The organism is Leucobacter sp. Ag1 (assembly GCF_000980875.1).
In the GTDB taxonomy this organism is placed as follows: domain Bacteria; phylum Actinomycetota; class Actinomycetes; order Actinomycetales; family Microbacteriaceae; genus Leucobacter; species Leucobacter iarius.
Genome location: NZ_LAYO01000098.1, coordinates 1 through 21,805 on the forward strand (window position 1 = coordinate 1; position 21,805 = coordinate 21,805).

General features: G+C 72.2%; 20 protein-coding genes and 1 pseudogene. 12 read left to right on the forward strand and 9 right to left on the reverse strand.

The window, feature by feature from the left end; translation table 11 throughout:
* From XM48_RS18280 to XM48_RS09465, 3 genes are all read left to right on the forward strand, one after another.
* A partial coding sequence (locus tag XM48_RS18280) for a DUF6264 family protein (protein WP_046455569.1) occupies positions 1-573 on the forward strand: 573 nt, incomplete at its 5' end.
* 129 nt (positions 574-702) lie between these two features.
* Positions 703-2,112, forward strand: a complete 1,410-nt coding sequence (locus XM48_RS09460; RefSeq protein WP_084821093.1) for an MFS transporter — start codon at positions 703-705, stop codon at positions 2,110-2,112.
* Positions 2,109-3,602, forward strand: a complete 1,494-nt coding sequence (locus XM48_RS09465; RefSeq protein WP_046455570.1) for an aminotransferase class V-fold PLP-dependent enzyme — start codon at positions 2,109-2,111, stop codon at positions 3,600-3,602. The genes XM48_RS09460 and XM48_RS09465 overlap by 4 nt, the downstream gene beginning before the upstream one ends.
* A gap of 57 nt (positions 3,603-3,659) precedes the next feature.
* On the opposite strand, the gene XM48_RS09470 is transcribed toward XM48_RS09465, so the two are convergent.
* Both XM48_RS09470 and XM48_RS09475 read right to left on the reverse strand, forming a co-directional pair.
* The gene (locus tag XM48_RS09470) at positions 3,660-4,316 is read right to left on the reverse strand and encodes a M15 family metallopeptidase (protein WP_046455571.1); all 657 of its coding nucleotides are present in this window, start codon (positions 4,314-4,316) and stop codon (positions 3,660-3,662) included.
* 79 nt (positions 4,317-4,395) lie between these two features.
* On the reverse strand, positions 4,396-5,430 hold the full coding sequence (locus XM48_RS09475) for a 4-hydroxy-3-methylbut-2-enyl diphosphate reductase (RefSeq protein WP_046455615.1): 1,035 nt from the start codon (positions 5,428-5,430) through the stop codon (positions 4,396-4,398).
* Between the two features lie 141 nt (positions 5,431-5,571).
* On the opposite strand from XM48_RS09475, the gene xseA reads away from it, so the two are divergent.
* Positions 5,572-6,846, forward strand: coding sequence for an exodeoxyribonuclease VII large subunit (gene xseA / locus XM48_RS09480; RefSeq protein WP_046455572.1), 1,275 nt, complete (start codon positions 5,572-5,574; stop codon positions 6,844-6,846).
* A gap of 74 nt (positions 6,847-6,920) precedes the next feature.
* Here the strand turns inward: xseA and XM48_RS18510 are convergent.
* Together XM48_RS18510 and XM48_RS09490 are read right to left on the reverse strand one after the other, a co-directional pair.
* Positions 6,921-8,312, reverse strand: a pseudogene (locus tag XM48_RS18510) (APC family permease); the annotation flags it as partial.
* Positions 8,279-9,679, reverse strand: coding sequence for an amidase (locus tag XM48_RS09490; RefSeq protein ID WP_052961425.1), 1,401 nt, complete (start codon positions 9,677-9,679; stop codon positions 8,279-8,281). The gene XM48_RS09490 and the pseudogene XM48_RS18510, both read right to left, overlap by 34 nt.
* Before the next feature lie 78 nt (positions 9,680-9,757).
* On the opposite strand from XM48_RS09490, the gene XM48_RS16980 reads away from it, so the two are divergent.
* Positions 9,758-10,426 (forward strand): TetR/AcrR family transcriptional regulator, encoded by a 669-nt coding sequence (locus tag XM48_RS16980; protein WP_052961421.1) that lies wholly within the window; start codon positions 9,758-9,760, stop codon positions 10,424-10,426.
* A 12-nt stretch (positions 10,427-10,438) separates the two neighbouring features.
* Here XM48_RS16980 and XM48_RS09500 read toward each other — a convergent pair whose 3' ends face one another.
* Both XM48_RS09500 and XM48_RS09505 read right to left on the reverse strand, forming a co-directional pair.
* Positions 10,439-10,873, reverse strand: coding sequence for a type II toxin-antitoxin system VapC family toxin (locus XM48_RS09500; RefSeq protein ID WP_046455574.1), 435 nt, complete (start codon positions 10,871-10,873; stop codon positions 10,439-10,441).
* Positions 10,870-11,103: a toxin-antitoxin system gene (locus XM48_RS09505; RefSeq protein WP_046455575.1), complete on the reverse strand. Its 234-nt coding sequence runs from the start codon at positions 11,101-11,103 to the stop codon at positions 10,870-10,872. Before XM48_RS09505 ends, XM48_RS09500 begins: the two co-directional genes overlap by 4 nt.
* Positions 11,104-11,248: 145 nt before the next feature.
* On the opposite strand from XM48_RS09505, the gene XM48_RS09510 reads away from it, so the two are divergent.
* The 4 genes from XM48_RS09510 (at position 11,249) to XM48_RS09525 (ending at position 14,329) form a co-directional block, all read left to right on the forward strand.
* Positions 11,249-11,491, forward strand: coding sequence for an exodeoxyribonuclease VII small subunit (locus tag XM48_RS09510; RefSeq protein ID WP_046455576.1), 243 nt, complete (start codon positions 11,249-11,251; stop codon positions 11,489-11,491).
* A gap of 8 nt (positions 11,492-11,499) precedes the next feature.
* A complete protein-coding gene (locus XM48_RS09515; RefSeq protein ID WP_046455577.1) occupies positions 11,500-12,177 on the forward strand; it encodes a DUF4245 domain-containing protein in 678 nt (225 codons plus the stop codon).
* The gene (locus tag XM48_RS09520) at positions 12,174-12,848 is read left to right on the forward strand and encodes a carbonic anhydrase (protein ID WP_046455578.1); all 675 of its coding nucleotides are present in this window, start codon (positions 12,174-12,176) and stop codon (positions 12,846-12,848) included. Before XM48_RS09515 ends, XM48_RS09520 begins: the two co-directional genes overlap by 4 nt.
* Before the next feature lie 71 nt (positions 12,849-12,919).
* Positions 12,920-14,329, forward strand: a complete 1,410-nt coding sequence (locus XM48_RS09525) for a class II fumarate hydratase (RefSeq protein ID WP_197074184.1) — start codon at positions 12,920-12,922, stop codon at positions 14,327-14,329.
* Between the two features lie 87 nt (positions 14,330-14,416).
* Here XM48_RS09525 and XM48_RS09530 read toward each other — a convergent pair whose 3' ends face one another.
* Both XM48_RS09530 and XM48_RS09535 read right to left on the reverse strand, forming a co-directional pair.
* On the reverse strand, positions 14,417-17,152 hold the full coding sequence (locus tag XM48_RS09530; protein ID WP_046455580.1) for a metallophosphoesterase family protein: 2,736 nt from the start codon (positions 17,150-17,152) through the stop codon (positions 14,417-14,419).
* A gap of 137 nt (positions 17,153-17,289) precedes the next feature.
* Positions 17,290-18,510 carry an MFS transporter gene (locus tag XM48_RS09535; RefSeq protein WP_156175004.1) on the reverse strand — a complete coding sequence of 407 codons (1,221 nt, stop codon included), beginning with the start codon at positions 18,508-18,510 and terminating at the stop codon, positions 17,290-17,292.
* 56 nt (positions 18,511-18,566) lie between these two features.
* Here XM48_RS09535 and XM48_RS09540 point away from each other — a divergent pair, with 56 nt between their 5' ends.
* Genes XM48_RS09540 through XM48_RS09550 form a run of 3 tightly spaced genes read left to right on the forward strand, consistent with a single transcriptional unit; the run spans position 18,567 to position 20,603 of the window.
* The gene (locus XM48_RS09540) at positions 18,567-19,244 is read left to right on the forward strand and encodes a FadR/GntR family transcriptional regulator (RefSeq protein WP_046455582.1); all 678 of its coding nucleotides are present in this window, start codon (positions 18,567-18,569) and stop codon (positions 19,242-19,244) included.
* Between the two features lie 10 nt (positions 19,245-19,254).
* Positions 19,255-20,094, forward strand: coding sequence for an SGNH/GDSL hydrolase family protein (locus XM48_RS09545; protein ID WP_084821095.1), 840 nt, complete (start codon positions 19,255-19,257; stop codon positions 20,092-20,094).
* Positions 20,091-20,603 carry a tetratricopeptide repeat protein gene (locus XM48_RS09550; protein ID WP_046455583.1) on the forward strand — a complete coding sequence of 171 codons (513 nt, stop codon included), beginning with the start codon at positions 20,091-20,093 and terminating at the stop codon, positions 20,601-20,603. The genes XM48_RS09545 and XM48_RS09550 overlap by 4 nt, the downstream gene beginning before the upstream one ends.
* A gap of 4 nt (positions 20,604-20,607) precedes the next feature.
* Here the strand turns inward: XM48_RS09550 and XM48_RS09555 are convergent, their stop codons facing one another.
* Entirely contained in the window at positions 20,608-21,795 is a 1,188-nt protein-coding gene (locus tag XM48_RS09555) for an acyl-CoA dehydrogenase family protein (protein ID WP_231580856.1), read from the reverse strand.
* Positions 21,796-21,805: the final 10 nt, after the last annotated feature.

The following is a 21,805-nucleotide window of genomic DNA, read 5'->3' on the forward strand; positions in this document are numbered from 1 at the left end:
GCGGTCGCGGCTCCCCCGGCGGTGCACCAGGCCGGCGCGCAGCACTCGGCCGCGCAGCTGCCCACCAGCGCGCCCGGCCAGCAGCAGGTGCAGCAGCACCCGCAGCAGCCGGCTCCCGCCCAGGCCCCGCTGCCGCAGCACGCTCCTCCGCAGCCGACCAAGCCGCGCACCGCGGATCGCGTGATCACGGTCTTCCTGCTCGTGATCGGCGCGTTCGGAGCGCTGAATACGGCGTTCGAGCTGTACCGGTTCCCGCAGGCGCAGCAGAAGACCGCCGAGATGCTCGGCCTCTCGGACTACACGCCGCCGAGCTGGCTCGGCCCCGTCGGCATCGTCTGCGCGATCGTCGTGCTGGCGATCTACGCGGTCAGCCTGATCCTCTCGGTCCGGCGGCTCCGCGCGAACAAGCTCACGTTCTTCGTGCCGCTCATCGCGGGCGTGGTCGCGTTCCTGCTGTTCTTCGTCCTCGCGATCGCCGCCGTGGCGTCGTCGCCGGAGCTCCTGCAGGCATCGCAGGATCCCGACGCGATCAGCAAGCTCCTCGAGAGCATGCGCTCGACCACCTCGAACTAGCACCGGCTCCGACGCCGCAGGCGAATCGCGGGCCCGGGAGCTTCGGCTCCCGGGCCCGCGTCGTTCCCGTCCGCGCGTTCGACCCGTTCGCCGTGCGGCTCACGGCTCCGATCCCGCTACGCTGAGCGCATGGTTTCAGCGACGAATCCCGGCACCGGCGCGGGCTCCGGCCCGAGCGATCGCCTGCCCGGCTCCACCGTGATGCGCTACGCCGCGGGGTCGCTCGGCACGGGCGGCTTCGCCACGCTCCCGGGCCTGGTGCTCGTCTACTACCTGACCGACTCGCTCGGGGTCACCGCGCTCGCAGCCGGCGCCATCGTCACGCTCGCGAAGGTCTGGGACGTGCTGATCGACCCGCTCATCGGCGGGCTCAGCGACCGCACCCGGCAGCGCACCGGCTCGCGCCGCGGCCCCATGCTGCTCGGCGCGATCGGGCTGCCGATCGCGTTCGCGCTCACCTTCGCCGTGCCGGCCGGCACGCCGCCGGCGCTCGCCGCGCTCTGGGTGCTCATCGCCTTCGTGCTCGCGGCGACCTGCTTCAGCCTGTTCCAGGTGCCCTACATCGCGCTGCCCGCGGAACTCACCTCGGGGTACCGCGAGCGGACCCGGCTGCTGACCTGGCGGGTGATCGTGCTGACGATCGCGATCCTGCTGTTCGGCGCGGGCGGTCCCGAGCTGCGCGGCCTGTTCCCCGAGCATCCGCTCGTCGGATACCTGGTCATGGCGGTCGTCGCCGGGCTCGTGCTCTCGGCGGGCATGCTCGTCGCCGCCCGCGTCGCGCCGCGCGGCGCCCCGATGCCCGCGGCGCCGACCGCACCCCGCGGGCGCTTCGGATCCGGTCTGCTCGAGCACTACCGCGAGGGGCTCGCCGCGCTGCGCGAGAGCCAGCCGTTCCGTGCGCTGCTCGGCACATTCGTGCTGCAGGGTCTCGCGACCGGGCTCATGCTGGCCGGCGCGCAGTTCGTCGCGCGCTGGATCCTGGGCGACGAGGGAGCGGTCACGCTGCTGTTCGTCGCGCTGATCGCGCCGGCGCTGCTCGTCTCCCCGCTGTGGCGGATCCTCGCGGATCGGATCGGCAAGGAGCGCGCCTTCCGGCTCGCGAGCGTGGTGTTCCTGCTCGCCTCGGTGCTGCTCATCGGCATGACCTGGGCTCCCGGCTGGTGGATCCTCGCCCCGGTCGCCCTGGCGGGCGCCGCCTACGCGGGCATGCAGACCCTGCCCATGGCGATGCTCCCCGACGTCATCAGCCACGACCGGGCCGGCGGCGCGGACCGCGCCGGGATCTTCGGCGGAGTCTGGACCGCGGGCGAGACCACCGGCATGGCCCTCGGTTCGACCGTGCTGACGGTCGTGCTCGCCCTCACCGGCTACGTCGAGTCGACGGCCGGGGTCCGCGTCGAGCAGCCGGGCTCGGCGATCTCGGGCATCGCGCTCTCGTTCAGCTTCCTGCCCGCGCTGCTCATGCTCGCCAGCCTCGCGGTGCTGGCGCGCTACCGGCTGCGCGAGCACGACATCACCGCGAGCGAGGAGCCCGCATGACCTCCGAACCCCGCCTCGACCCCGCACGGGTGCTCGACCGTCTGCGCGAACTGCGCGAGCACGATGCGCCGACCCACGGCGGCCGGATCCTCGCCTACGTCTACGATCCGGGCCGACCCGAGATCGATGAGCTCGCGCACCGCGCCGCCGAGATCGCGCGGCCGCTCAACGGACTCGACCCGACCGCCTTCCCCTCGATCGCGGCGATGGAGCGCGACCTCGTCGCGTTCGTCCGGTCCGCCGTGCACGGGCCGCGCTTCGGCCCGGGCCGGGTCGTGGGCAGCGTCACGAGCGGCGGCACCGAGAGCTGCCTGCTCGCGGTGAAGTCGGCTCGGGATCGCTGGCGCGCCGCGTCTCCGGATCGCGCGCTCGCCCGACCGCGGCTCCTGGCACCCGCGACCGCGCATGCCGCGTTCCAGAAGGCGGCTCGCGCCTTCGACCTCGACTGGGATCCGGTGCCGTGCGCCGCCGACGGCTCGGTGAGCGCCGAGTCGATGCTGTCGCGCCTCGACGACGATGTCGCGCTCGTCGTCGTCTCGGCCCCGGCGTACCCGAGCGGAGCGGTCGATCCGATCCGCGAGGTGTCAGACGCCGCGCGGGCTCGGGGCATCGACTGCCACGTCGACGCCTGTTTCGGCGGCCTCGCCCTGCCCTGGTGGCCGGGCGTTCCGGTCTGGGACTTCCGGCTGCCGGGGGTCACGAGCCTGTCGGCCGACCTGCACAAGTTCGGGTTCGCCCCGAAGGGCGTCTCGGTGCTGCTGCACCGGGGTCGGGCACGGCACCGCTCGCAGTTCTTCGCGACGACCCGCTGGCCTGGATACCCCGTGGTCAACCCGACGCTGCTCGGCTCCCGCTCCGCCTCGCCCCTCGCCGCGGCCTGGGCGATCGTGCAGCACCTCGGAGCCGACGGCTACGCCGAGCTGACCGCGCGCACCGTCGCCGCGACCCGCGGAATCGCCGCGGCGGCCGCCGCGATCGAGGGGATCGCGGTGATGGGCTCGCCCGTCGGCCCCGCGATCGCGCTCGTCGCCGACGTGTCGGTGCCCGAGGCCGAGCGGGTGGATCCGCACCATCTGGCCGACGCGATGGCCGAGGAGGGGTTCCGGATCCAGCATCAGCCGGGATACGTCCAGGCCGACGGGGTCCGGATCCCGCACAGCGCGCATCTCACGATCACGCCGGTGCTCGACGCGGTCGTGCCCGAGTTCGGCGCGGCCCTGCGCCGCGCCGCCGAGCGGGTGCGGGGCCGCGCTCCCGCGAACCCCGCGGCCGCTCTCGCGGCGATGCGGCTGCTGGGTTACGGCCCCGGCGGCCGGGTCCCGGGCCCGGCGGCTGCCTGGCGGATCCTGCGTCTCGCGGGGGCCGGCGGCGGATCGGGCAGCGCCGTCCCGAGCCGGCTCGCCCCGCTCATGGCGCTCGTCGAGCGGCTCCCCGCTCCCGTGGCCGAGGCGCTGCTCAGCGAGCTGATCGCCCGGGTCAGCGAGCCCTGACGGCGGTCGGGCGCCGGCCGACGCCCGACCGGACCTGCCGGTTCGCACGCCCCGACGTCAGCGCCGGAACGACGGGTCCGGCAGCAGAGCCGGGCACTGACCGGTGCCGCCGTCGGGTGCGAGCTCGAAGTGCCAGCGCTCGTTCTCGAACGCCCGGCAGAGGCCGAAGCGCTGCCCGTTGTCGCCGAGCCAGATCGAGGCGTCGAGCATCCCGACGTCGACCGCGTCCCCCGTGACGTGCAGCGATCGATCGGGGGTGTCCACCCACTTGCTCGCCTCCGCTTCGCTGCCGTACTGCTGCACGGCGGCGTCGAGGAGCTGCTGCTGCAGCTCGCGGCTGCGCCACCCCGAGGTGACCCGCAGCTCGACGCCCGCCTCCTTCGCCCCCTCGGCGGCGCGCAGGAGTGCGGCGTGCAGCTCGGGCTTCAGCCCGGTGATCGCGGCGTGATCGGCGTCGACGGCGATGCCGTTGTCGCCCTGGATGGAGCCGTCGCCCTCGGGCTTCTGCGGTTGCTGCGACTGCTGCGACTGCTGCGACTGCTGCGGCTGCTCGGTCCGCTGCGCAGCGCTGGGTCCGCCGACGGGCATCGTGGTGCCGCCCGGCGCGTGCAGCTTGCCGGAGCAGCCGGCGAGCGCCACGGCGGTGACGGTGGCCGCCGCCGCGATCAGCGCCAGCAGGATCGGGATTCGATTGCGTCGTGCTTCGGTGTGCATGCTCCGATTCCATCGGAGCGGGTGTTGCCGCGGCGTAGCGCACGGAGCATACGCGGACGATACGCCGGAGGAACGGCCGTCAGCCGCGGACGCGGCCGCCGAGCGCGCGCTCGTCGCGCTTGCCGGAGGCGTCCTGGCGCAGCTCCTTCGGCAGCGAGAAGACCAGGTCCTCCTCGGCGGTGACCGTCGCGCGCACGTCGGCGTACCCCGCGTCGGCGAGATCGTCGAGCAGCTCCTGCACGAGCACCTCCGGAACCGAGGCGCCGCTCGTCACGCCGACGGTGCGCACCCCGTCGAGCCACTCCTGCCGCACCTCGCTCGCGAAGTCGACGCGGTACGCGGCCTTCGCCCCGTACTCGAGCGCGACCTCCTTGAGCCGCACCGAATTGGAGGAGTTCGCAGACCCGACCACGATCACGAGATCGGCGCGCGGCGCGATCTGCTTGATGGCGACCTGCCGGTTCTGCGTGGCGTAGCAGATGTCGTCGCTCGGCGGATCCTGCAGCTTCGGAAACTTCTCGCGGAGACGGCGCACCGTCTCCATCGTCTCGTCGACCGAGAGCGTGGTCTGCGACAACCAGACGAGCCGTTCGGGATCGCTCACCTCGAGGGTGTCGACGTCGTCGGGCGAGTTCACGATCGTGATGTGCTCGGGTGCTTCGCCGGCGGTGCCCTCGACCTCCTCGTGCCCCGTGTGCCCGATGAGCAGGATCTCGAGGTCCTGCTTCGCGAAGCGCACGGCCTCGCGGTGCACCTTGGTGACGAGCGGGCAGGTCGCATCGATCGCGTGCAGTCCCCGATCGGCGGCAGCCTCGACCACGGCCGGGGAGACGCCGTGCGCCGAGAACACGACGTTCGCGCCCTCGGGCACCTCGTCGACCTCCTCGACGAAGATCGCCCCCATCTGCTCGAGCGTGCGCACCACGTGGACGTTGTGCACGATCTGCTTGCGCACGTAGACGGGAGCGCCGAATCGATCGAGCGCCTTCTCGACCGCGACCACCGCGCGGTCGACGCCGGCGCAGTACCCCCGTGGAGCCGCGAGCAGCACCTGCTTGGCCCCGTCGACGGGCAGATCCTTCAGCCGTCCGACCTCGCGACGCAGGCGCGGCATCGCGAGGCTCACCACCGGGGCTCCGATGGTGCGCTGGTCCGGCATCTGCGGCGCATCCGCGGTGGTCGCGTTCATGCTCCCCAGTGTAAATGCCCGCCCTGCGCGGAGGCTCAGCGGTGCCGGTCCGGCTAGGCTGGCCCCATGTCCGAGCCCACCGCACCGGCGACGCGAGAGGCGCCCTGGCCCGTCGGCCTGATGAGCCAGAAGATCCGCGACTGGATCGAACGCCTCGGCACTGTGTGGGTCGAGGGCGAGATCACGCAGTGGCAGGTGCGCGGCGGGCACGTCTACGGCAAGCTCAAGGACCTCTCGCAGGACGCGACCGTGAGCTTCACGATCTGGCAGTCGGTCGCGCGGGGTCTGACCGGCGACTTCGCGCAGGGCGACCGCGTCATCGCGCTCGTCAAGCCGAACTTCTGGGTCAAGGGCGGGTCCCTCACGATGCAGGTGTTCGAGCTGTCGCACGTCGGCATCGGCGAACTGCTCGAGCGCCTCGAGCGGCTGCGCAAGCAGCTCCAGGCCGAGGGGCTGTTCGACGCGGAGCGCAAGCGCCCGCTGCCGTTCCTGCCGGGGCTCATCGGACTCGTCACCGGCCGCGACTCCGACGCCGAGAAGGACGTCGTGCGCAACGCGACCCTGCGCTGGCCCGGGGTCCGTTTCAAGATCCACTACAGCGCCGTGCAGGGCGACCGCGCGGCGGCCGAGGTCGCCGCGGGGATCCGCGCGCTCGACGCCGACCCCGAGGTCGAGGTCATCATCGTCGCCCGCGGCGGCGGCGATTTCCAGCACCTGCTGCCGTTCAGCGACGAGGGCGTGCTGCGCGCCGCGGCCGAGGCGACGACGCCGATCGTGAGCGCGATCGGGCACGAGGCCGATCGTCCGCTGCTCGACGAGGTCGCCGATCTGCGCGCTTCGACCCCGACCGACGCGGCGAAGCGCGTGGTGCCCGACGTCGGCGAGGAACTGGCCGGCATCGACGGCGCACGCAGCCGCATGAGCTCGCGTCTCGGGCACCTGCTGGCGCACGAGACGGATCGGATCGCCCAGCTGCGATCCCGTCCGTCGATGCAGCAGCCCGAGCGCATCGTCGACGAGCGCGCGGAGGAGCTGGTGCGCTGGATCGCGCGCGGCACGGAACTCGTCGACCGTGCGGTCGAGGAACGCGACCGCACGATCCTCGAGCTGCGCGCACGCCTGACGACGCTCTCGCCGCAGGGCACGCTCGACCGCGGCTACGCGATCGCGCAGCTGGCCGACGGATCGGTGCTGCGCGACCCCGCCGACGCGCCCGCCGGCGCAGCGCTCAGGCTGTCGCTGGCCGGCGGCCGCGTCGCCGCGACCTCGGACGGCGTCGCTTCCTGGCCCTCCTCGGCAGATTCGGGAGACGCCTCTTCGCCGTTCCCGAGCCTCGCGTAGCGAGCGGGATCCCTGCGCCGCATCCGCACGGCCCACGCGGTACCTGCGAGGCCGAGCACGATCATCGGCGCGACCAGCCAGGCGTTCGCCCACCCGTCCATGCCGGTGAGCAGCTCGAAGTTGCCGAGCATCAGCCAGAGCCCCACCGCCAGACCGACGGCGCCGAGAGCCGGTGCGATGAACACGCGGAACACCCCGTGCCCGCGCCGATCCCTGCGGAAGAACCGGATCACGGCGATCATGCAGAGCAGCTGCAGCAGCACGATGCCGACGATGCCGACCCCGTTGGTCCAGAGCAGCAGGTGCAGATACGGGTCGCCGTTCAGCAGCACCGTGACGAGCACCAGCGCCGCGGCCCCGATCGTGACCGCGAGGCTCGCTCGGGCCGGCGAGGCGAAGCGCGGGTGCGCTGCGCCGAAGAAGCGGGGCATGATCCGCTCCCGCCCGAGGGCGAAGAGGTAGCGGGAGGTCGCGTTGTGGAACGCGAGGGTGGCCGCGAACAGGCTGGTGATCATCAGCACGTCCATGGCCGCTTTGGCCCAGGGACCGAGGTAGTCGCTCGCGAACAGGAAGTACATCCCCTGGAACGCATCGGAGCCCGCCAGCTCCTCGAGGCCGTCGACCCCGAGCGCCGCGGTGGCGATCCAGGTCACGAACCCGTAGAAGATCCCGAGGAAGGCCACGGCGAAGTAGGTGGCGCGCGGAACGGTCCGCGCGGGGTTCTTCGCCTCCTCCGAATAGATCGCCGTGCTCTCGAAGCCGAGGAACGCGCCCAGCGCCATCACGAACATGCCGCCGGCCCCGGAGTCGAACACCCGCGCCGGGGAGAACGGTTCGAGGCTGAAGTGGCTCGTCCCCTCGGTCGCGAGCACGGCGACCGAGATCGCCAGGAGGATCAGCACCTCCGCGCACATCAGCACGCCGAGCACCTTCGCGCCGATCGTGATCTGGCGGTACCCCAGCACCCCGACCACGGCGACGCCGATGAACGCGTAGACCGACCAGTGCAGGTCGATCCCGGTCAGGTCCGCGATCGACGACTGCGCGTAGAACCCGAGGAAGCCGAAGAAGCCGAAGCAGATCAGCGCGTACGAGATGAGTGCGACGATCGCGGTGCCGACCGCGGGCGGACGCCCGAGCCCGCGAGCGACGAAGGCGTAGAACGCCCCGGCGCTGCGCACGTGCCGAGCGAAGGCCGTCAGCCCGGCAGCGCACGCCAGGTAGACGAGACCCGAGAAGACGTAGGCGCCCGCGGCGCCGACCCCGCCCAGACGGAACGCGAGCGGGGCCGCGCCGGCCACGACCGCGAGCGGAGCCGCGGCCGCGACCACGAAGAAGACGATGTCGGCGACGCCGAGCGAACCGCCCCGCAGGCCGCCGGATCCGCTCGCGGAAGCGCTCTTCGCGGGCACCCGCGCCGTCGTGCTCTCGGTCACAGCGCCGGCCACCACTCGGCGCGGGTCCACAGGTCGAGCTCCGCCTCGGCGGCCGCGCCGATGCGGAACACCGTGGCGTCGTCGAAGGTGCGGCCCACGATCTGCACGCCGGTCGGCACCCCGTTCGGCGCGCGGCCCGACGGCACGGCGAGCACGGGAACCCGGCCGACCACGTTGAACGGCAGCGTCATGAGTTCCGAGAAGATCGCGGCCGAATCGGTGCAGGGTTCGTCGGCGGCGAAGCCGGTGTTCGCGATCGTCGGGCACAGCAGCGCGTCGTAGCGCTCCAGCAGTTCGCCGAGGGGCCGGTAGAACGCGCTCTCGGCTTCGAGACCCGGCACGTATCCCCCGGCGCCCGCGGTGGAGGCGATGAATGCGCGGGTGTAGGGCATGAGCTGGTCGACGGTGTCGGGATGCGCCTGCCCGACGCTCTCGATGAACGGCCCCATGACGGCCCCGAAGTGCGCCCACGCCGTCTCGAGCACCCGGTCGGGGCCCCAGGGCAGCAGCGCGTCGTCGATCTCGTCGACGATGGCGCCCCGCGCGCGCAGGGCCTCCGCGAACGCCGCGGTGTTCGCGACGACCGCGGGATCGGGGCGGTACCCGCCGAGGGTGTAGCTCAGCGCGATCCGGACCCCGGCGAGCGACTCGACCGCCCCCGACACGGTGATCGCGGGCCGCAGGGAGGCCGGATCGCCCGCCCACGGGCCCGAGATGACGTTCTGCAGCATCGCGACATCGGCGACGCTGCGTCCCATCGGGCCGTCGGCGCAGTAGGTGTCGCTGTTGAACGGCGCGAGACCGGGCACGCGGGCGAACGGCGGCTTGAAGCCGACGACGCCGCAGTAGGAGGACGGGATGCGGATCGAGCCGCCGATGTCGGAGCCCGTCGCGAGCACGGTTGATCCCGCGGCGAGCACGGCGCCCGAGCCGCCGGAGGAGCCGCCGGGCGTCATCTCGGGGTTGTGGGGGTTGCGGGTGACCCCCCAGAGCTTGGTGTGGGTGACCGGAGCGCAGCAGAACTCGGGAGTGGTCGCGCGCCCGTGCACCACGGCGCCGGCATCGAAGATCCGCTCGACGATGGGGTGGGTGACGTCGGCGATCGTCCCCCGTTCGAGCAGCGATCCCTCTTCGGCGAGCCGGCCGGCGATGGGCTGCTCCTCCTTCAGGACCAGGGGAACGCCCTCGAGCGGGCGCGCCTCGCCCCGCGAGTAGCGGGCCTCGGAAGCGCGAGCCGCGTCGTAGGCCTCGTCGAGGAACTCCTCGGTCATCGCGTTCACGACCGGTTCGGTCGCGGCGGCCCGGGCGACGACCGCGTCGAGCAGCTCGACCGGTGAGAGCTCGCGCCGTCGGAACCGGCCGACGGCCTCGGTCGCGGTCAGGTGGTGCAGATCCATGAGGTCTCCGTTCCCGAGGCGCTCCATCGCACCCCGTACTGCGTACCGTACATTGTACGACCCGTTACGATAGCGCACATGCCCCCGAAGCACGAGCCCCCGTCGCCCCGCCGCAGCACGCGGGCCCGCGGCGCCCTCGACCGCGCTTCGATCGCCGCAGCGGCGATCGAGCTGGTCGAGCAGCTGGGGATCGAGCGGCTCACGATGCGCGCACTGGCGACCGAGCTCGACTGCGGCACCATGACCCTCTACACCCACGTCCGCAACCGGGACGACCTACTGACCGCGATCGTCGAGCAACTGATCGCCGAGGTGGACGCCGACCGGATCGCCGCGGAGAGCGACGGCGCCTGGCGCGGCCTGCTCTCGGGAGTGCTCGACTCCTACCGGGCTCTCGCGATGCGGCACCCGCGCTCCTTCGAGCTGCTGGCACTCGCCCCCTACGACCTACCGCCGGTCGCCCCGCACCTCGAAGGGGTCGTCGCCGCGCTCGAGCGCACCGGGCTGAGCGCGGACGAGGCGCGCACCGCCCTCGGCCTCGCCGACGCCTTCGCGACGGGCTTCCTGGTGGTGTGGGCGCGCACGACGACCCGCGAGGAGACGCCCGGATCAGCGCGCACCGCGGCGGCGCTCGGCGATCTCCGCGCGCCCGAGATGTACGACCGCGGCGTCGCGGCGGTGCTGCTCGGCTTCGAGGCGACCCGGGCCGGATCCGCCCGGGATTCCGCCGAGGGCGCGGCGGACTGAGGGCGACCCCGGTCAGCTCAGCGCGAACTCACCCGACCACGGATCGAAGACCTCGACGCCCGTGCCGACGAAGTCCCGGGTGTTGCGGGTCGCGCAGATCGCGCCCTTCGCCGCACAGATCGCCGCGATCTGGGCGTCCGCCGTCGCGATGGGAAGCCCCGCGCGCTCACGCATCGCGAGGATCTCGGCGTACTCCGCCGCCGCGTCCTCGTCGAACGCGAGCACCGCGCCGGATCCGCGATATTCGGAGACCACGGCCTCCACCCGGTCGCGGAGCGCGATCTTTCGGTGCCCGTCCGGAAGTCTGCGCAATCCGGCGAGCAGTTCGGCGAGCGTGACCGCGGTGATCGCGACACGCTCCTCCGTAGTGACGATCCACGTGAGCACCCGTCCGTCCGGTTCGACCCGCATGAGCTCCGAGACGACGTTCGTGTCGAGGACGATCATTCGAACTCCACCACGCGCGCGACGTCATCGCGCCGTGGGAGGACGAGGTCATCGACCCCGCCGGCTTCGCGAGCCGCGTCCGCCAGCGCGACGCCGATGTTCGGTCGGGCGACGGCCCGCGTCAGGATCTCGCGCACCTCGGCCTCCATCGACCGGCCGTGCAGCCGAGCCTGCGCCGCGAGGCGGAGCTTGACCGACTCGTCGAGCGATCTCACCAGAATCGTGGACATGAGCTCCCCCTCTCGATAGCATGGATGATATCACTTCGATAGCGTTTTGGCTATCACCGCCGGTCGGCGGGCATCGAGCCGCGGAGCGGATCGCTCCCGAGCAGCCCGAGCCCGCCCCCAGCGCGCCACGGGTAGACTGACAGGCATGGCCGCTTCCGACAGACCGGATCCCGACGCGCTCAGCTATGAAGAAGCGCGCGACGAACTCGTTCAGGTGGTGAACCGACTCGAGCAGGGCGGCAGCACCCTCGAGGAGTCCCTCGAGCTCTGGGAGCGCGGCGAACGCCTCGCGGCCCGCTGCGAGGAATGGCTGCTCGGTGCGCGCCGTCGCCTCGAAGCCGCTCGCCGCGGCGGCGACGCGGCATCCGCAGAGAGCCCGGAGGCCTGATCACCCCGATGGCGAAGAAGACCAAGGCACCCGTCGTCGTCGCGGAGCTCGGCCGCCCCGAGACCCCGTCCGAGACCGCGGCGCGCAAGGCGCGCGACAGCCGCCTCTACCGGCAGCGCAAGACCGTCAACAACCTCGTGTTCTCGCTCATCGTGAGCGTCGCCGTCGTGTTCGGCATCTACCTGATGGTGCCCCACGGCACCGGCGGCGACTTCGCCGACCGATCGGTCGACGTCGCGCAACTCGCCTCAGAGGCGTCGCCGACGGCCGGGCAGCCGCTCGTCGCACCGAAACTCCCCGACGGCTGGAACGCGAAGCAGGCCGAGCTGCGCTCCTCCAAGACCGGCGGCATCACCTACTGGTACATCGGATACACGACCCCCGACAAGCAGTACGCCGCGGTCGTGCAGGCCTTCACCGCCGACGGGTCGCCCGTCAACGAGACCTGGATCGCCGAGCAGCTCGAGAACACCTCCGCGACCGGCACCCAGTCCATCGGCGGGGTCGACTGGACCGCGTACGTGCATCCCGACCGCAGCCCCGACAAGAGCAACCTGCGCACGGGGTACCAGACCGTCATCGACGCCTCGACGTTCCTCGTCTACGGCACCGCACCCACCAAGACCATCGAGCAGCTGGCCGACGCCGTCGCGATGCAGGCCGCGCAGAACGGAGCCGCGAAGTGAGCACGCCGCGCGTCACCCCCCAGCAGGCCTGGGACGCCTTCATCGCCGGGAACGAACGGTTCATCAGCGGCGTCTCGAAGCATCCGAACCAGGACGTGGAGCGCCGCTCCGAGCTCGTCAACGCGCAGTCGCCCGACGTCGCGCTGTTCGGCTGCTCCGACTCCCGCCTCGCCGCCGAGATCATCTTCGACTGCGGCCTCGGCGACCTGTTCATCGCACGCAACATGGGCCACGTCGTCGCCGAATCGATCACCGCCTCGATGGAGTACGCGGTGTCGGCGCTGGGCGCCTCGCTCATCGTGGTGCTCGCGCACGACTCCTGCGGCGCCGTCGCCGCAGCGATCGACCAGTCGAGCCGCACGCCGTCGCCGGTCACGGATTCGGTGCGGAACACCCTGGCCCCGATCCAGCCCTCGGTGCAGCAGTTCTGGCTCCGCGACCGCCACGACACCCCGTACGCCGACGCGAGCGAGGTCGACGCGAACGCGATCGGCCGGATCCACCTCGCGGCGACCGTGAACGAGCTGCTGCGCACCTCGCGCACGATCAGCGATGCCGTCGATCGCGGCGAGCTCGGCATCGTGGGCTGCCAGTACCGCCTGACCGAGGGCCGTGCCGTGCCGTACACCGCCGTCGGGCCGCTCGCGCTCGAGCTCGCACCCCTCAGCTGACCGTTCCGACCCCACCAGACCGGTCCTGCGGCGCGGCAGCTCCCGCGGGCAGGACGACGAGAAGAAAAAGGATGACAGTGACCGAAACCGAGTACCGCATCGAGCACGACACCATGGGCGAGGTCCGCGTTCCGAAGAACGCGCTGTACGCCGCGCAGACGCAGCGCGCCGTCGAGAACTTCCCCATCTCGGGCAAGGGCCTCGAGCCCGCGCAGATCGTCGCCCTCGCGCGCATCAAGCGCGCAGCGGCCATCGCCAACAAGGATCTCGGGATCCTCGACGCCGCGATCGCGGACGCGATCGTCGCCGCGGCCGACGAGATCATCGCGGGCGATCACCACGACATGTTCCCGGTCGACACCTACCAGACCGGCTCGGGCACCTCCTCGAACATGAACATGAACGAGGTCCTCGCGACCCTCGCGACGAAGCACCTCGGCGCCCCCGTCCACCCGAACGACCACGTCAACGCCTCGCAGTCGTCGAACGACGTGTTCCCCACCTCGGTGCACATCGCCGTGACCGGCGCGCTCATCGAGCAGCTGAAGCCGTCCCTCGCGCACCTCGCCGAGGCGTTCGAGGCCAAGGCCGAGCTGTGGAAGACCGCTGTCAAGTCCGGCCGCACCCACCTCATGGACGCCACCCCCGTCACCCTCGGCCAGGAGTTCGGCGGCTTCGCCGCGCAGATCCGCTACGGCATCGAGCGCATCGACGCGGCCCTCCCCCGCGTGGCCGAGGTCCCGCAGGGCGGCACCGCCGTCGGCACCGGCATCAACACCCCGCTCGGCTTCCCCGAGAAGGTCATCGCCGAGATCGCCCAGTCGAGCGGCCTGCCCATCACCGAGGCGCGCAACCACTTCGAGGCGCAGGCGAACCGCGACGGCCTCGTCGAGGCCTCGGGCGCGCTGCGCACCATCGCCGTGTCGCTGACCAAGATCAACAACGACATCCGTTGGATGGGATCGGGCCCCAACACGGGCCTCGCCGAGCTCCACATCCCCGATCTGCAGCCGGGCTCCTCGATCATGCCGGGCAAGGTCAACCCCGTCGTTCCCGAGGCCGTGCTCATGGTCTGCGCGCGGGTCATCGGCAACGACGCGACCATCGCCTGGGCGGGCGCTTCGGGCTCCTTCGAGCTGAACGTGCAGATCCCCGTCATGGGCACCGCGCTGCTCGAGTCGATCCGCCTGCTCGCGAACGCGTCGACCGTGCTCGCCGACAAGACCGTCGCCGGTCTCGAGGCGAACCTCGAGCGCGCCGCAGCCCTCGCCGGCATGAGCCCGTCGACCGTGACCCCGCTGAACCGCCTCATCGGTTACGAGGCCGCGGCGAAGATCGCGAAGCACTCCGTCAAGAAGGGCATCACCGTGCGCGAGGCCGTCATCGACCTCGGCTACGTGGAGCGCGGCGAGGTCACCGAGGCCGACCTCGACAAGGCCCTCGACCTGCTCTCGATGACCCACCCGGGCGTCGCGAAGTAACGCGCCGACACCGCAAGAGGACGGGCCCCGGGATCGAAGATCCCGGGGCCCGTCCTCTGTCCTGCGGCCGTTCCGACCGCGCGATCCCTACTGCTGCGCGGCCGCCCGGCGGCGCGCCAGCACGAGGATCGCTCCCGCGGCGAGCAGCCCGGCGCCGACGATGCCGAGCGGCAGCCAATCGGCGCCGCCGGTGGTGGCGAGACCGTCGGTCTTCCCCCCGCCCGGCTTCGAGCCGTCGGCGTTCCCCTTCGTCTCGATGGTCGCCTCGGAGCTCGCGGTCCCGGTGACGTCCGACGAACCGGATGCTGCGGCGTTCGCCCCGGCACCCGCGTCCGATCCGGCTCCGGTGTTCGCTGAGCCGTTCGCGGCGCCGGACGATCCGCCGTCCGTTCCGGCCGCGGCACCGCCGTCGACCGCGGTCACGCTCAGCGGCGCCGAGACCTCGGCCCCGTTCGGCAGCTTCGCGACGATGCGGTGCTCGCCCGCTTCGGCGTTCGCCGGGATCGCGACCTCCTGCGAGAAGGCGCGGTCGTCGCCGACGGTGGCCTCGCCGAGCGCGACCGGGGTCGAGTGCAGCTCGATGCCGACCTTGGTACCCGGGACGAAGCCCGAGCCCGACACGGCGATCTTGCCGCCCTGCTGCACCGAGGCCGCGCCGAGCGACAGCTTCGGACCGGCGGGCGTCTCGACGCCGGCTTCGGTGACCCACTTCTCCCCCGTCGCGTACTTGGTGACGGTGAACTGGTCGTAGAGACCGCCGACCGCGGGGACCTCGTTCGGGGCGTAGACGGGGCGCTCGCCCGCGGCGTCCGGCACGAGCTTGAAGCTGCGGGCGCCGTCGACCTTCTCCGCGAGGTAGGAGCGGTAGACCAGCTGATCGCCGCTCACGTCGATCACCTGGTAGGTGGTGACGTTCTCGCCGCGGAGCACCTGCGTGGCGCCGTTGTTCGTCCACACGTTCTTCTCCTCGGTCGCGAGGTCGTAGTGCTTCGCGCCCGAGTTCGAGACCGCGTACACGGGCCCGGTGGTGAGGCCGGTCGTGCCGGTCTTGTCGGAGTTCTTGTATCCCCGGCCGTAGGTGTGGTCGTGGCCCATGAGCACCAGGTCCACGCCGTTCTCCTCGAACACCGGCACCCAGTACTTGCGGAGCACCGGCTCATCGCGTCCCGACGAGGTCGAGTAGACGGGCTGGTGGAACGTCACGACGTTCCACTTCGACGGGCTGCTCTTCAGCACGTGGTCGAGCCACGCGGCCTGGTACTGGGTCCAGAGCTCCTGCACCTTGGTGCTCGGGCACTCGGCGCCGGTGCAGGCGGGCAGGTTCGCCGGCTTCAGGAACGCGGTGTCGCGGGTCGCGTTCAGCGTGATGAACCGGACGTTCTGGTAGTCGGTGTAGTAGACCGTCTCGGCCGCGAACTCGGTCCAGTGCGCGAAGTACGCCGCGTACTGGCGCGCGACGTCGGAGTCGCCCTGCGCGAGCTTGGCGAGCTCGCCGATGGTTCCGGTGTTCGGCTGGTTGAGGGGGTACTCGAAGTGCGCCTTCCACGACTTGAGCATGTTGTCGCCGCCGGTGTACTCGTGGTTGCCCGGGGCCGCCATCACGTTCGTGCGGGTGGCGGACTGCGCCATCCCCTTGAACCAGTTGTTCCACTCGGTGTCGTTGGTGCCGGTGTTGATGAGGTCGCCGGCGTGCACCGAACCGATCGAGCGGGTCGCCTTCGCCTCGGCCTGCTTGACCACGCTCGGCCAGGTCGTGTCGAGGCCGACCTGCGCGTCGCCGTAGTAGACGAACTGGAAGTCGGTGGCCTTCGGGTCGGCGGTGGTGAACTCGTACCACTCGCTCCAGCTGCCGGGCAGGCCCACGCGGTAGCGGTAGGCCGTGGCCGGGGTCAGCCCGTCGACGGTCGCCGAGAAGTGCTGCTTGGCGTTGTTGTTCACCGTGCCCGCCGCGTAGCCGTCGACGGTGCGGGTGTCCCCGCCGCCCGCCGGACCGATCTCGACCTTCCCGACGGTGTGAGAGACGTCGCCCGCCTGCCAGGAGAAGGCCTGCGAGGTGGTCGGGGTCGCGGTCGGCGTCAGGATCACGCGGCCGGGCGCGGCCTGCACGACCTCGCCGGGCACGGTGCTCTTCACGGCGGTGAGGGACGGCATGTCGAAGTAGGCGTCCGAGGAGCTGTCGCGATCCTGGTAGAGCGCCACGGCGATCGTGTTGGTGCCGTCGTTCAGCAGCTTGCCGTCGACCGAGAACGCGCTCGTCTGGGGGTCGCCCTTGCCGGAGCCCGCGTACTCGAGGTTCGTGGTCTCGGTGATGCGGTCGCCCTCGAAGGTCGCGACCTTGGTGCCGTTGACCCAGACGACGAGCGCGTCGTCGTAGACGACGGTGCTCGCGAGGGACTCGATCTGCTTCGCGACGCCCTGGTCGAGCGAGAAGGTCGTGCGGAAGAAGTAGGTGGGGATCGTCGGCTTGGCGGTGCCGTCGATGTAGTGGCTCAGCTTCGTGGCCGGGGTGAAGGGGCCGACCGGGACGAGCGCGTTGTTCTTCACGCCGAAGCCGGTCGGTGCCGACTTCCAACCCCGGTCGTCGTAGTTCGGTGTCGTCCAGACGCGGAGGTTCGCGTCGCCGCGCGCCGGATCGGTGTTGTCGTCGAGGTACTTCCAGGTGGTGCCGGTGGACACCAGCGGGGCGGTCGGCACCTCGGGCGCCGTCGGAGCGGCGGAGGCTGCGGACACGGCGGCGGGCGCGACGAGCCCGCCGATCAGCGCCGCGACAGCGAGCGCGGTGGCGGTGCGTCTCGTTCGAACTGCAGGGAATGACCGAGTCATTGACTTCCTTCGAATATGCGGGATTCTCCCAGCCGATGGGCGGGGTCCCCGATACTCCACCAGCTAGGAGTGGCCGCACCGTCTCCCCCCGGTGGCCCTGCGGTAGCCGCCGGGTGTCCATGGGGTGTCCCGGCTCGTCAGCTCGGCGCGGCCGCTCCCCGACGGCGCGCCACCACGCGGGTCAGCGCGAGGCCCAGGGCGCCCTGCAGCGCGGCGCAGCAGCCGAGCGCGATCAGCACGATCGACCAGGTGCCGGTGGACTGGTGCAGTGCGCCCGCCCCGAGCGGGCCGAGGGTCGCGATCGAGTAGCCCGCCGACTGCACGACGCTCGACACCCGCGCCGTCTCCTCCGGGCCGTCCCCGAACCCGGCGATGAGCGCGAGCACGAGGGGGAACGCGCACATGCCGAGCCCGATCAGCGCCGCCCAGACCTCGGGTGCGGCAGCGGGTGCGAACAGCAGCCCGGCGAGCGCTCCGACGCTGGACGCGGCGACCAGGACGAAGCCGACGCGCATGCGGCGCGGGCTGCCGGCGAGCGAGACGACCACGACGGTCGCGGGCACCCCGACCGCCATCGCGATGCCGAGGAGCAGTCCGGACCGCTCGGCCGGGATCCCGGCGTCCTGCGCGATGCTCGGCAGCCATCCCATCACGACGTAGCTGAGCAGCGCCTGCAGCGAGAAGTAGGCGGCGAGGAGCAGCGTGCCCGCGGGCAGCGGGATCCGACGACCGCCGACCTCGGCGCCTCCGGCAGCGGCGGGCGCAGGCGGCCCGGGCAGATCCCGCGGACGCGGCATCGCGAGCAGCCAGGCGATGAGCCCGATGAGCGCGGGCAGCGCCCAGGCGGCGAGCCCCAGCGATGGCGATCCGAGCGCGGTCGCGATGGGCACGGCGGTCGCGGCGGCGGCCGCGGAGCCGAGGGACATGAGCGTCGAATAGGCGGTGGTGACCGGACCGATCCGCGTGCCGAAGTGGACTCGGACGACCGCGGGAAGGAGGATGTTCACGATGGCGAGGCCGCCCGTCGCGATCACGGTTCCGGCGACCACGACCGCGGGATCGGGGATCCCGCGGATCGCGAGACCGATCACGAGCGCGACGAGTCCGGCCAGCAGGGTCCGCTCGACGCCGAGCCGTGCCGAGAGACGGGCGGTGCCGAACCCGGCGATCGCGAACACCGCGGTCGGCAGCGACGGCACGATGATCGCGGCGACCGGGGTCAGCGCCCCGCTCGCCGTGAGCGCCGTCAGCAGCGCGCTGGCGCTCGTGACGCCGAGGCGCAGGTTGACCGCGACGAGCAGCAGCGCCACGAGCAGCATGACCGGCCTGCCCGACGCCGGGGATTCCGAACTCCGCACCGCTCCTCCTGAAAGGTCAAACGTCCAACCATTGGACCTCGACTATCCTGTCATACATGACTCTCGACCCGGTTCACCAGTCCTCGCTGAGCGATCAGGTGGTCGACCGGCTCCGCGCCGAGATCGTCGAGGGCCGCTGGCCCCTCGGCGAACGGATCCCGCCCGAGCCCGAACTCGTGGCGGCGCTCGGCGTCGCCCGAGGCACCCTGCGCGAGGCCCTTCGCGCGCTCCAGTACACCGGAATGATCGAGATCCGCCGCGGCGACGGCACCTTCGTCCGGGCCCGCAGCGAAGTACCGGGCGCGCTGGCGCGATCCGGAGCGAGCCTCGCGGAGGTCCTCGAGGCGCGCGCCGCACTCGAGCCCGAGCTCGCCCGCCTGGCGGCGATGCGCGCCGACGCCGACGATCGACGGCGGATCGAGGCCGCACTGCGGGTGCGCGCCGCGGCCGATGACGCGCACTGGGTCGAGGCCGACGTCGCCGTGCACGAGGCGATCGCGAGCGCCGCCCACAACCCGATCCTGTTCGAGGTCTACACCGCGCTGCTCCCGCGGCTCAGGGAGTCCATGGGAGCGGTGCTGACCCGGGAGGGCTTCCGCCGCGACGAACCGCGCGGGCACGACGGGGTGCTCGCCGCGATCCGAGCCGGCGACCCGGAGGCCGCGGCGGCGAGCGCACGGGCCAACCTGACGGCCACGGCGGAGTGGGATCTCGGGCAATCGCCCGCGGAGTAGGCTCGTTCGCATGATGCCCGCACGATCCCCCATCGACGGTGCTCGCGCGCTCTCGACCGCCGCGGTCGCGGGCGTCGCGCGCATGACCGGCTGGCAGCGCGCGCTCGACTGGGCGAACCGTCCGGTGATGGCGCTCTCCGACATGCAGCCGGTCACGGCGAACTGGTGGCGGGGTCGCCGGAAGCAGCCGGGCCGGTTCCACTACCTGGCGCTCGGGGACTCGACGGGTCAGGGCATCGGCGCTTCGGTGCCGGGCCGGAGCTACGTCGGGCAGCTCGCCGACCGCATCGAGGCCGAGCTGGGCGAGCCGATCCGGGTGACGAACCTGTGCGTCTCGGGGGCGACCTCGTTCCTGTGCGCGCGGGACCAGCTGCCGAAGGCCGTCGAGCCGCTGCGCGAGGCACCTGATCTCGTCACCCTCGACATCGGCGCGAACGACATCGCCGAGTGGGATCCGGTCGCGTACCACCGCAATCTCTCGCGGATCCTCGACGCGCTCCCGGACCATACGGTGCTGGGCGAGGTCCCCTGCTTCCACCTGCCCTGGAACGACCGCAAGGTGCACGAGGCGAACGCGATCCTGCGCCGGGTCGCCGAGGCCCGCGGGCTCGCGGTCGTGCCGATCTACGAGGCCACCCGTGCCCGGGGCCTGCGCGGTATCCTCACGGAGTTCGCCGAGGACGCGTTCCATCCGAACGACCGCGGCTACGAGATCTGGGCCGACGCCTTCTGGCCGACGATCGCGGCCCGCGTCGACGCGGTGCGGTCCTCCTCGGCCGAGCGGTTCGGCACGGCCGATCCGTCGGAGTCTTCCGCGACCACCCCCGAACAGCTGGAGCGCAGCGCATGAGCACCGGAACGCACGACGACTGGCAGGACCGCGTCGACGCGGTCTGGAACGATGCGGACGCCGACGAGGCGACCGTGATCGAGCGGATCGCGGCCCTCGCCGCGGAGCTCCCCGCTGAGGATCCGCGCGGGCCGTTCGAACTCGGCGGAGCCTTCGATTCGGGCGGCCGCGAGGCCGAAGCGGCCGAGCAGTACGCGCGAGCGGTCGAGCTCGGTCTGGCGGGTGACGCGCGCGCCCAGCTCGACATCCAGTACGCGTCGACCCTGCGCAACCTGGGCCGCTTCGACGAGGCGGTCGCGATGCTCCGCGAGTCCGAGCGGGACCCCGAGCTCGGCGCGTCGACCGACGCGTTCCTCGCGCTCGCGCTGCACTCGGCCGGTCGCCCGGACGAGGCGCTCGCGGTCGCGATCGAGGCGCTGATCCCGACGCTCCCCCGCTACCAGCGCTCCCTGCGCGGCTACGCCGCGGAATTGCGGTCCGGCGCCGCTGGCGCGCCCGCCGGCGACTGAGCGCTCAGCCGGCGAGACCGCGTAGCGCCGTCGCGGTGAGCGCGCGCGAGCTCGACGGGTGGAACATCCCGGCGAGCACGTCGCGGTAGAGTCGCGCGAGTTCGGAATCCGCTTGGAAGCCGCTCGCCCCCGACGCCCGCATGGCGGCGTCGACCGCGCGGCGGGCCTCGTCGGTGACGCGGTTCTTCGCGGCGGCGAGCGCGAGGAACCAGTCGTCCCGGGAGCGCTGCCCGTCGACGTCGCGGGCGAGGAGCTCGATCGCGTCGAGCGACGCCCGGTGGTCGAGCACTGCCGCCGCGAGACGGGTGCCGGTGTCGGGGTCGTCGAGGCGGATTCCGTCGCCGTCGCCGGCCGGGCGCCGGGCCGCCGCGGTCGCGAGCTCGAGCGCCCGGTCGGCGAGGCCCGCGTACACCGAGGCGGTCAGCAGCGAGAACGACGAGAAGATGCCGAGCACGAGCGGCTGCGCGCCGTCGAACGGCGCGAAGCGGGCGGCCACGTCGGCTTCGGCGACCCGGACCCGGTCGAGCCGGGTGGTCCAGCTCTGCGTCGCGCGCATGCCGAGCGGGTTCCAGGTGCCGGGGTGCTCGATGCGCCCCTCGCTCAGTCCTGCGGAGGCCTGCTCGGGGGAACGGACTCCGACGGCGTCACGGCGGACGAAGCCGAACATCAGCTCGGGATCCTCCCCGGGCGCCTCGCTGCGGGCGTGCAGGCCGAGCCGGGTCCAGACCGGCGAGAGGGTCGTGAAGATCTTGGTGCCCGAGACGAGGTAGCCGGCGCCGTCGCGCTCGGCGGTCGCGCGGGCGTCCATCAGCACCGCGTCGTTGCCGGCCTCCGAGACGCCGAAGGCGAAGACCTCGCCCGCCGCCGCGTCGCGCAGCACCCAGTCGAGGCTCGTGTCGCCGCGATCGTGCAGGAAGCGGGCGACCTGCACCCAGACGAGGTGCATGTTCGCCCCGAGCGCCGTCGCCGGGGCGTGGGCGGCGAGGCGTCGCTGCGCGCGCAGCAGCTGCTCGAGCCCGAGACCGGCACCGCCCAGTTCGACGGGAACCGCGGCCGCGAGATACCCGGATCCTCGCAGCTCGTCGAAGTCCTCGGCGAAGAAGCGGTTGTCGGCGTCGAAGCCGGCCGCCCGTTCGCGGAACCGCCGGAGCATCGGGGCGGGCAGGAGGTCGTCGATCGTCTGAGCGCTCACGATCTCAGCC